The organism is Pedobacter ginsenosidimutans (genome assembly GCF_001442625.1).
Taxonomy (GTDB): domain Bacteria; phylum Bacteroidota; class Bacteroidia; order Sphingobacteriales; family Sphingobacteriaceae; genus Pedobacter; species Pedobacter ginsenosidimutans.
The window spans coordinates 71,959-87,425 of the sequence record NZ_LMZQ01000018.1 but is presented as its reverse complement, the minus strand read 5'-3'; the positions used below and the strand labels follow the sequence as shown (position 1 = coordinate 87,425).

The 15,467-nt window shown below is 39.1% G+C and carries 9 protein-coding genes and 1 riboswitch; of the genes, 2 read left to right on the top strand and 7 right to left on the bottom strand.

From position 1 onward, the window contains the following. Positions 1–180 precede the first annotated feature (180 nt). Positions 181–2,391, bottom strand: a complete 2,211-nt coding sequence (locus ASU31_RS19450) for an alpha-galactosidase (protein WP_057933946.1) — start codon at positions 2,389–2,391, stop codon at positions 181–183. 530 nt (positions 2,392–2,921) lie between these two features. On the opposite strand from ASU31_RS19450, the gene ASU31_RS19445 reads away from it, so the two are divergent. Then, positions 2,922–3,122: a hypothetical protein gene (locus tag ASU31_RS19445; protein WP_057933945.1), complete on the top strand. Its 201-nt coding sequence runs from the start codon at positions 2,922–2,924 to the stop codon at positions 3,120–3,122. A 148-nt stretch (positions 3,123–3,270) separates the two neighbouring features. Here the strand turns inward: ASU31_RS19445 and ASU31_RS19440 are convergent, their stop codons facing one another. After that, on the bottom strand, positions 3,271–4,710 hold the full coding sequence (locus ASU31_RS19440; RefSeq protein WP_057933944.1) for a SusD/RagB family nutrient-binding outer membrane lipoprotein: 1,440 nt from the start codon (positions 4,708–4,710) through the stop codon (positions 3,271–3,273). A gap of 11 nt (positions 4,711–4,721) precedes the next feature. After that, a complete protein-coding gene (locus ASU31_RS19435) occupies positions 4,722–7,931 on the bottom strand; it encodes a SusC/RagA family TonB-linked outer membrane protein (protein ID WP_057933943.1) in 3,210 nt (1,069 codons plus the stop codon). A 325-nt stretch (positions 7,932–8,256) separates the two neighbouring features. After that, positions 8,257–8,362, bottom strand: a riboswitch (SAM riboswitch). 137 nt (positions 8,363–8,499) lie between these two features. On the opposite strand from ASU31_RS19435, the gene ASU31_RS19430 reads away from it, so the two are divergent. Next, a complete protein-coding gene (locus ASU31_RS19430; protein ID WP_057933942.1) occupies positions 8,500–9,771 on the top strand; it encodes a TlpA disulfide reductase family protein in 1,272 nt (423 codons plus the stop codon). Between the two features lie 320 nt (positions 9,772–10,091). On the opposite strand, the gene ASU31_RS19425 is transcribed toward ASU31_RS19430, so the two are convergent. From ASU31_RS19425 to ASU31_RS19410, 4 genes are all read right to left on the bottom strand, one after another. Next, positions 10,092–11,768, bottom strand: a complete 1,677-nt coding sequence (locus tag ASU31_RS19425; RefSeq protein ID WP_057933941.1) for a trypsin-like peptidase domain-containing protein — start codon at positions 11,766–11,768, stop codon at positions 10,092–10,094. 2 nt (positions 11,769–11,770) lie between these two features. Continuing rightward, positions 11,771–12,358: a TlpA family protein disulfide reductase gene (locus tag ASU31_RS19420; protein ID WP_057933940.1), complete on the bottom strand. Its 588-nt coding sequence runs from the start codon at positions 12,356–12,358 to the stop codon at positions 11,771–11,773. 66 nt (positions 12,359–12,424) lie between these two features. Next, positions 12,425–14,293 carry a protein-disulfide reductase DsbD domain-containing protein gene (locus tag ASU31_RS19415; RefSeq protein ID WP_057933939.1) on the bottom strand — a complete coding sequence of 623 codons (1,869 nt, stop codon included), beginning with the start codon at positions 14,291–14,293 and terminating at the stop codon, positions 12,425–12,427. 23 nt (positions 14,294–14,316) lie between these two features. Next, the gene (locus tag ASU31_RS19410) at positions 14,317–15,450 is read right to left on the bottom strand and encodes a TlpA disulfide reductase family protein (RefSeq protein WP_057933938.1); all 1,134 of its coding nucleotides are present in this window, start codon (positions 15,448–15,450) and stop codon (positions 14,317–14,319) included. Positions 15,451–15,467 lie beyond the last annotated feature (17 nt).

Sequence of the window (15,467 nt, the reverse complement as noted above, 5' to 3'; positions counted from 1 at the left end):
AAAACATGGAATGGGCTTTAAGATTCCCGCCTGTGCGGGAATGACGATCGTATTTATTTATGCTCCAACTCAGTGCCCTCTATGGTCTGCTTTCTGTGGGCGCTGTGGTAAAAAAATGGAGAAACCATTAATTAGATTTCTCCATCTCGCTAAGCTTCAGTCGAAATGACGAACGCCATATTACTTCATCTCTTCTAATCTTAGCACTACACTGGTTCTGGTAGTATTAAGAATAGGATTAAAGCCTACTTTCATCAAGAAATCGCCGGTATAGGTTTTAGTAGCATCTATTGATGATTTTGTACCAGGATAAAGGTTGATTTCTTTAATGCGGTATTTCTTTGTTGCATCTAAACCGTTCAATTTAATCGGATACTTGCTATTTTCACCATAACGGTTGTTTACCAGGTAATTAAAAATAAGACCTTCCGTTTTTTGCGCATTCACATATAACATCGATGCTATGCTACCTGTACGCGGATTTGCCAAACGGTATTGTTCACCTTGCCAGATCGTCTGTTTTACATCGTTATAGTTTTTAATGGCCTCCTGACAGAACTGAAGCTCTTTTTCAGGCAATTTACTCACTACAATATCAAAACCCAGTTTGCCCATCATGGCTACATCGACACGGAACTTTATTGGCTGTTTTCCCCAATCGGTTACATGGTTAGCGCTGCTAATGGCAGGATAAAAATAAGAGTATTCCCATTGCATAAATATGCGCTCTAAGGGGTCGGTATTATCACTAGGCCAAAACTCTGTAAAATACTGTAAGGCAGCATAATCTACCCTACCACCTCCACCAGAGCATAACATCATGGGTACCGTTGGATATTTTGCACGGATTCTTTGCAACACACTATACAGTCCCCTTACATAATCGATGTAAAAATGAGATTGATTTTTTAAATGCGCGGAGTATGCATTGTAAATTACCGCATTACAATCCCATTTAATATAAGCCAGTTTAGGATTCTTAGTAAACAGGCCATCTACCACACCGAAAACAAAATCCTGTACTTTTGGGTTGCTCAAGTCGAGTTCTAATTGGTTCCTGAAATAATATTCAGGTCTGTTCGGCTGTTTTACCACCCAATCAGGGTGTTTTTCATAAAGTTCACTTTTAGGGTTAACCATTTCGGGTTCTATCCAAATTCCGAATCTGGTTCCTACATTATCAGCCTCTTTTACCAAAGAACCTATTCCGTTTGGCAATTTCTTCTTGTTCTCCTGCCAATCGCCAAGTCCGGCATGGTCATCGTTACGCGGATATTTGTTTCCGAACCAACCATCATCAAGTAGAAAGAAATCGACACCCAGTTTTTTGGTATCTTTTAATAAATCGGCCAATTTTTGCTCATTGAAATCGAAATATGTGGCCTCCCAGTTATTCAAGAGGGTTAACCTACTGCCTTTACCATCTAATATTTTATAATTACGTGCCCAATCTTGTAATTTCCTACTGGCATCGCCTTTTCCCTGATCAGAAAAAGTGTACAAAAAAGCAGGGGTTGTAAAAACTTCACCTGCTTTTAAGCTATATGGCGAAGCATAATTGTTCATTCCGGCAATAATGCGCAGGTTATCCTGGTAATCCAGTTCAAGATCGATCTTGAAATTACCGCTCCATTCCATCGCACCGTACAAAACACTACCTTCATTTTCTTCCGCTGGTTTATCTAACGAAATCATAAAAACAGAAGGCTGAAACAAATTTGCCCTCGTACCTAATTTGCTATCCAAAGTTTTAATGCCATGGGTAATTTCACTTTGTTCTGGCTGCATTTCTTTAGCCCAATCGCCATGATACTGGTTTAGCCAAAAACGCGGTGATTTTAAGTGCAGATTGGCCGACGCATATTTATGCAATACCACTGTACCTTTCTCACTGTGTTTAATCTCCGTCCATTGTTCTATTACATCTTGTCTATAAAAAGACTTATAGAATAAGGTTACCTCAAAATTATAAACGGGATCTTTTAATCTGATCTTTATTAAACTCACATTATCATCAATAGCGATAACGGTATGATCAACGTATTTCAGATCGAGGGAGTTATTACCATCAGCATGGGTAACACTAATAGCTGGTTCTACCAGATTTCTTGATCCTGAAGGTGTGTAAGCCGAATTTAACTGCCCGGTGTAGTCCTCAGTTTGTTTGTATTGCCCGGCAACCTGCGCATATTCTTGTTTATTACTGAGTTTCTTTCCAAAAAAAACGGTGTTAACATCTTTCTTTACATCAGCCTGTAATACCAATGCATTATGTGCGGTTTCAATAGGAATAATGGTTTGGGCCTTAATATTGCCAACAGTAAAAAGTGAAACTGCAAAAGTTAATGCTCCATGCCTGATGTAACCTGTAATTTGATCTGATTTGTTCATTTGTGTTTTCAATGTTATTCGGGTGAAGGTAGAATATCTCCCCTAACAATCGGTTTATGGTTTAGCCCATTGAGATTCCCTGTACAAGCTGTTCGTGTTTATAGAAAGAATTTATGATGCTCAAATCTTTGATTTCATTGAACAACTTTTCCTTATTCATGCAGCTCCATTTAGTATATATTTGATTTAGTTTAAGGTAATTTTGTTCGAAATATATAAATTTAATAGTGATTATCTGTAATTTTTATTGTAGCGCCTGATGATACTACTGAGAAAAATAGCACTTATCATTGACCAATACTAATAGTACAAATAAATTTGCCATGGAAACAAAGATTATCGCAGAGGTATTTCTCTGTGGTTTTCGTGTTTCCGTGGCAAAAAAAAGATCGGTTAATAGCAATATCAACTGTGGAGTGTAGCATAAGTAAAGCGCAAACTAACTAAAATCATTTGTAACAACAGCTATTAGAAAATGTCTAAAACTTTAAACGACCTCAAAATGTTTAACTAATAAAAAAGAAAAGAACATGGGAATTTTAAAAACAGCAATTATTGGCGCAGCAGTTTATGCTGGCGTAAAATATATCACCAAAAAAGATCCAATTACCGGACAATCGATAGTAGATGAACTATTAGATAAAGCCCCAGAATGGGTAGAGAAAGCAAAAGGGTACACCGAAGACTTGAAAACCAAGGCAAGCAATGCTGCTGAGGATTTAGCCAGATGAATACCAATTAAAAAAAAGGAACCTGAACAGGTTTATCTTTTTCTTTAATTGTAAAAAACAACAAACGTCCCGATATAAATTCAGGACGTTTGTTGTTTTTAGTGCCAGATGGTAACATCTGACACCACAATAAAACCATATCATTCACTTAAAAAGCATCAAACCAAAGTTTGGTAGTTAATAAATCTGCACCCTGGCTGCTTACCGCATTTTTATAATTCTGTCCGTTTAACGATTGTTCAGAACCTGGATAAATAAAACGTACCGGAATTTTGCCATTCAACACCGTATTAACAGATGCAGTTAATTGCGGATAATCTAACCTTCTCTGCTCTGTCCAGGCTTCTAAACCCTGACCAAATAAAGCAATCCATTTTTGCTCACCGATTGATTTTTTATAATTGGTAGGATCATATTTTACCGCAGCCTGATTAATATAATCATCAACAACATTACCCGATATACCATACTGATCAAAAGAGGCCCTAATGGCCTGGTTATATAAGTCAGCTGCATTTTCTGTAGTAAAGCCACGCGCTGCCGCTTCTGCCCTATCAAAAAGCAGTTCAGCGTAACTTAAAATTACTGCAGGTGCCAATGGATTTAAAAAATAAGCACCTGGTTTTGAAGAATTTGCCAAACCTATTGCGCTTGCCTCCGAATTTGTAGAACCATTTGGGATACCTACATAAACTTGTGGTGTTACATTTTCTGTTTTACTTGCATATATTGGCAACCTCGGATCTTTTAAGGCAAAAAGTTTATCCACTATGGTTTTGCTAATCCGGTAATCATTTCTGGTTTCAAATGATGCCGCCACAGGATTTTGCTGTGGTGATACCTGATAAACAAGCTGCGCATTAAATGCATTGCTATTGATGTAATTTCCCCCTTCAGCCTTAATTTCATCAATTACTGCTTGTGATTTTGCGGGTTCTTTATCCGCAATGCGTAAAGCAATGCGCAAACGCAATGAGTTTGCAAATTCCTTCCAGTGGGTAATATTACCTCCATACATGATATCACCAGAAATAACCGGAGCTCCCGAAGCAGGATCTAAGGCTGTTTGAGCAGATTTTAAATCGGCTAAAATTCCATAATAAACATCCTTTTGCTTGTCGTAAACTGGCGTAACAAACTGTTTAATTTTTCCGGCCTGGGTATATGGAACATCTCCATAAGCGTCGGTAAGCAATAAAAACACCCACGATCTCAGTACCAGGGCTACACCTTTATAATTTGGATTACCTTGAGCATCTGCTAATTCGACAATCTTATTTAAGCCAGCAATACTCTGCGCATATCCTGTAGACCACAACGCGGTAAAACTACTGTTTGAATAGATAAACCGATCTTCTTCTGTATATTGTACTTTAGCCCAATGTTGTGCAAAAAGCAAACTCGAATTCAGATTATTTGTAGTACCCCAGTAGGTATCTGATGTATTTTTGATTGCTCCGGTAAGTAAATAATCGGCCTGTGGAATTTCAGGGGCATTCGGATTGATGTTTACCTCATCCAGTTCTTTGTTACAAGATGTAAAAGCAATTGCCAAAATGGCCAGTATATATAGTTTTTTATTTTTCATAATGGAGATAATTAAAATTTAACATTTAGATTGATACCATAACTGCGTGTGCTTGGGTTAGATAAACTTTCCAACCCCTGACCATTACCAGTATTAAAAGCCACCTCTGGATCGATATCTACTGTATTGCGGTGGATAATCCAAAGGTTGCGCCCCACAAGTGATACTGAAACGCCTTGTAAACTTAATGGGCGAAGCCATTTTGATGGCAGGTTATAACTTAATTTAACCTCGCGGAGTTTTACATATGAAGCATCGAAAATATTTGCTTCATCAATATTTCTGAACGATTTATAATATTGTTGAGCTGGTAATACTTTCTCATTGCGTTTACCATCAGCCGTTACACCATCAAAAATAATCCCGTCATCGTAAACCGTTACACCTGCCGGAGCTGTACCATTTACCCTTACCGTTCCTTTGGTTTTATCATTGCCTGGATAATAGTAAGAAATACCTCCATATTCAGCTGCCCTTCCCGGAAGTGTAGAAGCCAATACTCCTGTATATGTACCTGTTGCATAGGTACCATTATAGATAGAACCACCGAAACTTGCATCAACCAATACCCCTAAACTGATACCTTTATAGGTGAAAGTATTATACACACCACCAATCCAATCCGGAGTATATTTCCCTAATACCTGCTTAGTAGGATTTGTTGCTGGTGCTCCCGTAGCGTTTACAACAATATTACCATTACCATCTCTCAAATATGCTGATCCGAACAATGAGCCGTAAGGCTGACCAACGGTAGCAATAACCTGTGCCGAGTTAGAAGCCACTACATAATTTGTTAATAATTTTTCGGCATCTAATTCTATCACCTTACTTCGGTTTGCAGCAAAATTTACATCAATATCCCACGTAAAGGCTTTTTTTACTGGCGTAATTCCCAATTGTGCTTCTATCCCTTTATTGTTGATTTTGCCAGCGTTAAGCAATTTTGAGCTGAAACCAGTACTCTGACTTACATCAGCAGCTAAAATCTGATTATAACTATTGGTATTGTATGCACTTAAATCGAAGCGTAACCTTTTATTAAAGAATACCGCTTCAACCCCCAGTTCTGTAGATGTGGTAGTCTCTGGTTTGAGATTAGGATTTAAATCTATAGCACCCGGACTTAGCTGAGGATTTGCAATAACAATGTTGGGATATAATTTTTGTAGATCAGAACTTATGCTAAACGGTGTACCAAATGCGTAAGTATTAATCAAGCGATAAGGATCGGCATCTTTACCCACTTTAGACCAGCCTCCGCGTATTTTCAAATAATTAAGTACTTCACTTTTAATGTCAAATGCTTCGGTTGCTACAAAACTTCCGTTAAATGACGGGTAAAAATACGACCTGTTCTGCGCTGGTAAGGTAGATGACCAATCGTTACGTGCCGTGATGTTGGCAAACAGGTAATTTCTGAAACCAAGCTGTCCGGATGCATAAACACTGTAAGATTTTAATCTTGATAAATTATTTGATGAAATTAGCGGATCACGAGAGTTTTTAAGGGTATAAAGTCCGGCGATGGCCAATTTAGGTGCACTTTGATCGTTCTGCTCGATGTATTGCCTGCGGATGTTACCACCACCTAACAATTCGAGACTAAAATCATCATTTAACTGTTTGTTAAAGTTTAATGTCGCATCAGTATTATTTTCACTTACCGTAAAGGCACTCTCAGTATAAGAACCGAAAGGTGTTCCATTGGTACCATAGGCAATCCTAACTTTACGTCTATCGTTGTAATAATCCGTTCCCGATCTGAAGTTGAAATCAAGTCCATCAATAATCTTATAATTCAGGGCTAAACTTCCAATAATCCGGCTACGGTTTTGCGATACGGTATTTTCGTAAGCTACCCAATAAGGATTGCTGTAATAGCTGTTGTTCCAGTTAAACGTTTTTCCATTTTCATCCAAATAATCTTTTAATTGGTTGATATCAACCTGACGGCCGAACCAGGTAAACTGTAACATGGTACTGGTTGATCTCGAACCACCCGTTCCAGGTAAATTATCAGAATTAAGCTTGCTATAATTTGCGTTGGCAGTTAAGGTTAACTTCGGTGTTATTTTTAATGATGTATTGAGCACAAACGAATTTTTGCCCTGACCAGAGTTTGGTACTATACCTACCTGTTTCAGGTTATTGTATGAAATCCGGTAATCATACTTTTCGCCTGCATCTGCAACCGATACCCCATTATTTAATGAGTATCCGGTCTGGAAGAAATCGCGCACATTATCTGGATGCGCCACAAATGGCACCGCTACTCCCTTCGAATAAAATTGTGGAATTAATCTGCCATCCAATTTAGGGCCCCAGCTTTCATCTACTCCATCGTTAATGCCTTTACCTGCACCATCTACATAGCTAAATTTGCCTTCCGATCCCTGACCGAAAGCATTTTGATAGACGGGTAGCGTAAGCAAGGTTTCTAAAACCGCGTTTGAGTTAATGGCAATGCCTAATCCTTTTTTCGATTTACCTGTTTTGGTTTTAATGAGGATAACCCCTGCTGCAGCCCTCGAACCATATAGTGCAGCGGCATTTGGTCCTTTTAACACACTCATTGATTCTATATCTTCGGGATTAATATCCGAAATGGTATTGGCATAATCTCTAGCCCCTGCCGAATTTAACTGAGAATTATCTACCGGAATCCCATCAACCACAAATAATGGCTGGTTATTTCCGGCAATAGATGTTTCCCCTCTGATGACCACACGCGAGGAACCCATGCTCCCCTGGCTATTGGTTACCCTAACACCTGCTATTTTTCCGGCCAGTGCATTTACCAGGTTAGATTCTTTAGCTTCGGCTAAATCCTGTCCTTTTAATTCCTGAACAGCATAACCAAGCGATTTCTTCTGCCTTGAAATACCCAATGCGGTAACCACTACCTCATCCAGCGCATTATCGCTTGACTGAAGAATGATCGAAATGGGGCCGGCATTTTTATTGATCTGTATTTCCTGACTCTTAAAACCGATATAAGAAAATACCAATGTACCCTTATCTGGTGCACTAATAGAAAAAGCTCCTTTAGCATCAGAAATGGAGGCTTGTTTAGTCTCTTTTATTAAAATGGAAACACCAGGGAGTGTTTCACCATCTGCCGACTTTACCGTTCCGGTAACGGTTACATCCTGAGCAGAAAGCTTTTGCGCCAGGAAGAACAGCAGGATAAATGTTATTGATTTTAAATTTTTAAACATAAGTATGTAGTTAATTAGTTAAAAAGGGATAATATTTTTGGGCAAAACAATTCCACTACGACTAAATCGTATTTGTTTTTAAAAAATAAATAAGGAATGGTTAGCCTAAAGAAGCCTGTTAAAATGGAGCGATTTTAACAGGGCATGCGCATTCGGAAATATGCATTAAGGTTTGCATTAATGGCTTTTAGCTCGTCTGTTTTTTTCATTTGAATAATTTTCTTTAAACCGTATTTACTTTTCAAGCGTGCATCGGGGGCAAAAAAAAAGCACCCCATAAATCAGAAGTGCTCCATATATTCTTATAAGGATAACGCAAACAACTGACTTAACTACCCCAGATTCATCTGAGATGGAATTAGCACCATTTCTAAAATTAGATGGTTGCTAAGGCTTCACAGGGCCATTCCCTCCGCCTTTCTTGATAAGTATTTTAAAATAACAGCTGCAAAGGTATAACTTATTCCATTTATCCTATAGTTTTTATAGATTTTTATTGAAATATTTTTTCTTTGCCAATTACATCCATATCTTTGTCTACTAATTTAGTCGTCAAACACACATCCCAATGAAACTAAAGTCCCTTTTAACAGCCATATTGGCCATATCAACAACTTTTATCTATGCCCAGGAAAATACTGTCTTAGCCAATAAGCAAGCAGCAAAGGTTCAAGAGAAAAAACAACATGCTTTTGTTGCGCTCGGTAGCTGGCGTGGAATAGCTAAGGTAAAGGAAGGATTAGAGATCCCTTTTAACTTCGAAATCAGCGAAAAAAGCGGTCAGCAGAAATTATATTTCCGCAATGCTGAAGAAAGCTTCGAAGGTGGCCTTGTAAAACAAACGACCGATTCGCTTTTCGTAAAACTGGATCAGTTTGATAACGAACTCGCATTTGCGATAGATGGTGACCAATTAACAGGTGCATTAAGAAAACAGGATAAAACTGGCAAACCTTTGGTAATTGTTGCTGAAAGAAAAAATTATCGTTTTAAAACGGCAGATAAACCTGCAACGGCAGATTATTCTGGCAGTTATGATGTAGTTTTTAAATCGCCAAATGGTAAGGAAGAAAAAACAGTAGGTTTATTTAAGCAGACAGGTAACAAACTTACAGGCACTTTTCTCCGTGTAACAGGCGATTCGCGTTATCTGGAAGGTGTAGTAAAAGGAAATGAATTTCAACTTTCGAGTTTTATTGGCTCCTCTCCTTCCTATTACAAAGGAACTTTCCTGCCAGATGGCTCATTAACTGGAGAAATTTTAGGTGCAAGGGGAAGCCAGCCTTTTACCGGAACTAAAAATAAAGATGCGGCCCTGCCCGATCCTTACAAACTTACCTATCTGAAAAAAGGATACAAAACGCTTGATTTTAGCTTTCCTGATATCAACGGCAAAAAGATTTCATTAAAGGATGAAAAATATAAAAATAAGGTGGTGATTTTAACCATAACCGGAAGCTGGTGCCCAAATTGTGTTGACGAAGCTACTTTTATTGCGCCCTGGTATAAGGAAAACAAGAAACGTGGTGTAGAAATTATTGCTTTGCATTACGAACGCTCAACCGAACCTGAATATGCAAAAAAGGTGATGACACGTTTCCGCGAACGTTTTGGAATAGATTACGACCAGGTTATTGCGGGTACTGCCGATAAACAGGTCGTATCAGAATCATTGCCTGCACTCGATTCTTTTTTATCATTCCCAACCACGATAATTATTGATAAACAGGGCAATGTAGCGCAAATCCATACTGGTTTTAATGGTCCGGCCACAGGCAAATTTTATGATGAATTTGTGAAAGAATTTAATACCGAGATTGATACGTTACTGAAGAAATAGGCATAGTACTTTCATTTCTTATCGGTTGGTGTCTCACCGACCGAAGTATATTTGGCAGTAAATCCTAAGTAGTAGTCGGTGAGACACCGACCACTTGAATAATAAAAGATCCTTCGACAGGCTCAGGATGACAATTAAATAGAAATGCACACGCAGTAGCGATCGTTGTAAGATTGCTTCGTCGGCTGAAAAAGCCTTCTTCCTGAACGCTACAATTGTGTTATCAGTTGGTGTCTTACTTCGGGGCTTAACGTATTGGTTGGTGAGACACCGACCAATAGAAATTCCGTGCCTTCTGTGTTTCCGTGGCGAAAACCAAGCTACTGAATAGTCTTCAAAACAAAATCTATTATCGTTTTCTTTGGTATCACCACCGTGGTTGTTCGGCTAAACCTGGCGATATTAATCCCATAAAAATTACCTTGCCAATCGAAAACAGGCGAACCGCATGCATTAGGCTTGATGGCCGCATCGTGTGTAAAAACAGCATTAAAACCATCTCTCCGCTCCGACTTTCCACCTTCAAATTTCTCTGCCGGATGATTAGAAACCGACTGCCCCCGTCCCTCCAGTTTTAATGTTTTACTCATCTTACCTGAAGCATTTTCCCATTCAAAAGTAACTTCATCATCTGCCCAATATTTCAGCATTTCTGGGGCAAATTCACTTGCTTTTTTTATCAGTTTACCATTCATACTGATCAGTTCATCCCCAACTTTTATTCCCGCTTTTTCTGCCGGACTCCCTGCTTTGATTAACGAAAACTGAACGGGGCTGGAATTATAAACCACCATCGCGCCCAAATAAGGCTGACTGTTAATTTTCGGCAAATTAAATAACATACTACCCAAAATACTGCGCATCACTTTGCCAGCGGGATCAATGCTATAAAGAAGTTTACCCATTTCTATTTTAACGCTGTCGCTATCAGAAATATTTAAATCAATTCCACCGGTTATTTGCTGTTCAAGTTCAAATAAAACCAGGTCTTTTTCCTGATCTTTTCCAATTAACTTAATTGGCACGGCAACTCCATTAATATTGCATTGTGCTTGTTCGCCAACCATAGTGTTTTTACTCAATAGAAACTGTTTTTTAGCTCCATTTGCTGTGCTAACATTCAATAAAATGCAGTAAATATCCTGGTTTTTTCCTTTTATCATACTTTTGATGGAAAAGCAGCTATTTTTAAGCGTTGGCAGATCAAAATCAGGATGTAAAGCCTTTTGTTTGTTTTCTTTCTGTAGTAGCAAAGACAAGGGATCTGTTTTAACACTATCCCTCTTTTCTGGGAAAGCCGTATAGAGTTTTTCACTGTTTAAAGCTGTCCAATAACGGCGGTAAAGGTCGACTGGAATTTCAAAATTCATTTCTTCTGAAACATCAATGGCACTGTGCAACCCGATTACACGGCCATAATAATCGAATAACGGGCCACCAGAATCGCCAGGTTCCATTTTGCAGGTTGAGCGAATAAAACCATATTCATTTTTCACTTCTGCAATATTTCCTAATCTTAAGGTTGGCAGGTTTTGATTTAAGCTTTCGGTATAAGAAATGCTGATACAAGGTTCGTTTTTAAGTAAACTTGCCGAATAACCCATCTCTGCAAATGGATAGATGCCTTTATCTGTAATTTTCATCATGCCCACATCTGGAATACCGGGCATATCTTTATTTTCTATTTTACCTAGAGCCAGGGCAATGCATTCGCGACCATCGGAAAAAAAAACCTTATAATTTTTACCTGGTAGAATGGTGTGTGCAGCAGTTAAGATGTAACCATCGGCACTCACCACCACGCCGCTAAACTGTGCACTTGTTCTTTGATTCTGCTGTACATCGAAACCCCACATCCGTACACTTGCAGGGTATGCTTTTTTAACCGCTTCTGCAATGATTTTCTGGAATTTGGCAACCTGTTTTTTCTGGGCCACAGCATTTAAGCTGAAGAGCATAACTACAGTCACTGCTATTCCCTTTATAGAATTATTCATTATTATTTATGATTTTTTGCCAGTTTAATCCGCTCAGAAATTTCCTGGAGCGCAGCGGCATCGGTTCCGGTGAACCCGGTTAGTTTAAATACAATATTGCCTGCTTTATCGATGATGAATTTTGCAGGGATGGCACTTACGCCATAATCTTCAACCGCAGCATTACGCCCGGCTTCATCTTTCAGGTCCATTAACACCTGGAAATTAAAACCCGATTGTGCGATGTATTTTTTTACATCTTCAACTGGTGTTTTGGTGGTTTCCCAGGTATGGATAAATAAGAATTTTACAGAAGGATCATTTTTATAGGTATTAACGGCAAGTTGCATCGCAGGAAAAGATTTTTTGCAGGGCACACACCATGTAGACCAGAAATCGAGTACAACTACTTTCCCTTTTAGATCCTTTAACGATACTACATTTCCATCGAGATCTTTTAAAGCAAAATTGGCTGCAGGCAAGCCGATCATTTCTGATAAAAGCCTATTGTGCAAGGAATCAGCTTTGTTTACAGCAGTTTGTGCCGATACAGAAATACGTGCAAACAGACACAAAGAAGCCAAGAGGCAAAGCCTTAAAAAAGGTTTCATATTTTAAGTTAAAGGTTTAAAAAACGGCAAGGCCATTTTACCGGCCATGCCGAGCGCATAGATAGTTTAAATAAGTATCTCCAATATTTTTTCTTTAGGTGGATAACATTTGGTTTCGTCACACACCTGATAATACAAACCACATTTAATTTTAGTACCTGCTTTGGCCTTGCTGTAATCGACCATTATCCTAAAGTTTGCCTTTCCTTCAAAAATAAACATGCCCTCGTTGCCCGGATATGGAATAGCTGCTGTAGTTTTCCATTCCTGATCCGCTACGGCGCCTTCAGGAAGTTCCAATCTGGTTTCGGTAACCACAAATGGATTATCTTTAGATACATAAGCATAAATATGCCAGCCTTTTAAAATTTTGGCTTCGATAAGCAAACTGTCTTTTTTATTGCCATTACCAGGAATAAACCTTGCAGAAACGGCTACAGGATCGGCTGTGGTAGGTTCACCACCTACAATGGCTTTTGGTAATTGGTAGCTTTGTTGTTGGCCAACAGGAATATTTTTCCCATAGATATTCACCATGAATTTAAAGCCACCAGACTCCGTATAAAATAAATTATTGCGGTTTTCATTGAGCCATTTTCTCCAATCGGTAGCTTTACTAAACTTCTCGGTCGTATAACGTTCGAGCAAGCGCTGTGCCATCGCTACCTCTTTTTTGGCCTCCAATAAACTTACACATTTATCTAAAAGTGCCACTTTACGGTTAGAAATACCTAGTTTTTGTGCATCACGGTCTAACTGAAGGGTATACACGCCAGAAGGATAAAAATACTCATAATTTTGTCGGTAATACTTGTGATAGAGACTGATATTAGTGCCATAAATAGCAAATAAACTATCTCCAGCATAACCTTTTACATAGTCCTCAAAAGATTGGGTATCGTTGGTTACCGGCATTTTCAAAAACATTTCGTTGCCATGGCCAATATCTTCGCCTTTTGCTTTTTTATCTTTTAATTCCTGTTGCATTTTCAGCATGCGGAGGTTACCTTCCCGTCGCGAAACAATGGCCTGATTATAAAGATCTTTGCTTAACCGATAGATTTGTTCATCTATGCCACTACGGGTCTCGATCTGCACTTTTTTAACAATAGCCGGAAGATGATCGAATTTCTTGATGTAACAGATCGTGTTTACAAAAACATCTTTGGCCTCATCCGTCATATAATCAGGGGAGCCTGCAAACCCCCACATAAAGTAATTCCCCTGGCGACCTAATGCTACTGCTTCGGCATTTTTAAGGCAAACGCCACCCGAAATAGATTCAGCATCAGGCGAATCATTAAATCCTTCACCATGCGAAACCATACCAATCAGGTAAGGTTCTTTTGAAGAAAAGCCCTGCTTTACCACCTGCCACCTATCCATTTCTTTTGGTGTACCAACTCCCTGATGACCATTAAAAAAAGAACCTGGCGTCGGTTTTTTCACCATAGTTAGTTTTACGGCATTTGGCGTATTAAAAATGGGATGATCGGTTTTGATGTTCAGGGCTTCATCATCCAAACACTGGCAGTACCAGTCGAATTTTAAACCTAAAGGCAAACCTACATTTGGCGCCATAGCGTGCATTAAAACCACTGGGCGACTAAAGTTTGCTGGTAGCATAACCGGACCGGCATCCATCAGCGTTACATCAACCTCATCAGACATTTCTACCTTGTAATCGGCCACATCCACTACCTTAACTTCGGTAAAACGCTGTTCCAAAAAGGTTTTAAAATCTGCCATTCTGGTTTTGTATATTTTTTCAATAATAGCTGGATTAGTTGAATAATAAACTACATTTTTCGGCATTGGCTTATCGGGATTATACCCAACATACAAAACCTTTAATGCAATTTTCTCCCGATATTTCGCAGTCCCAAAAGTGAGCAGCGAAACCAGCATCAGGCATGCCGTTAGCATCTTTTTCATGATCTATATTTATCAGCCAATAACTAATTGAATATTTCTGCAAGCTTTTTATTCAAAGGTTCGCCACGTAAGCCATTACCGATAATTTTACCCTGTGCATCTACCAGAAAACTTGCAGGTACGGCACGCACGCCATATAAACGGCCCACTTCGTTGTTCCAACCTTTCAGGTCAGAAACATGAATCCAGTCTAAACCGTCTTTTTCAATCGCTTCTAACCAGCGTTCTTTTACATTATCCAATGAAACTGAAATAATTTCGAAGCCTTTATCTTTGTAAGTTTGATATTGCTTTACCAGGTTCGGATTTTCGGCCCTGCATGGTCCACACCAGCTTGCCCAAAACTCAACCAGTACCACTTTTCCTTTTAAACTGGCCAACGAAACTGGCTTGCCTACCACATTGTTCTGTGTAAAAAGCGGCGCAATATTTCCAACAGCGGTAATGCCACTTGCGGCAATACGCTGAGCGAGTTCTTTTCCCATATCGGTTTCGCGGTACGCTTTGTTCAATGCATTAAAAAGTGGTTCAACTTTGGCTACATCAACCTTACTTCCGGCAGCTTCTGAAAGTGCCACCAAAGCGAAGTATGAAGTTGGGTGTTCTTTAGCAAATTGAAACTGTTTGTCGGTTCTGTTCTGGATATTTTTTCTGAAGCGCAGATCTACCGCTTTCATATAAGCGGTATCTTTTTGCTGCTCGGGTGTGCCACGGTTAAAATCGATGTTAACGGCTTTGGTAAGTGCCATAATGGTACCACCAATGGCTTTATTATAAGCATCATACTCCTGGTACACCTTCGAACCTGCAAAAACTGCATTTTCTAAAGAATCCTTTGAAGTGATCGTTACCTGTTCCCTACCAAAATAAAAGTAAATCACATCTCCGGTATAAACTGCCTTACCTTTACCGCCACCAGTGTGATCGAGTGCCATACGGGCGTAGGCATTGCCAGAAATATGTCCGGCAAACTTGAAACTTCCGTTAACTAAGGCTACAGAATCTTCATGACTTACACCATTATCCATATAATCGATATAAGCCATTGCTGGTGCACCTAATGTGCCTATTTTACCTGTTAAACTAAAATTTGGCGCTTGTGCCCAGCATAAAACTGGGAATAAAAAGGCTAATGCTGCTAATTTTATAATTTTCATTCGTATGTTTCTTTATA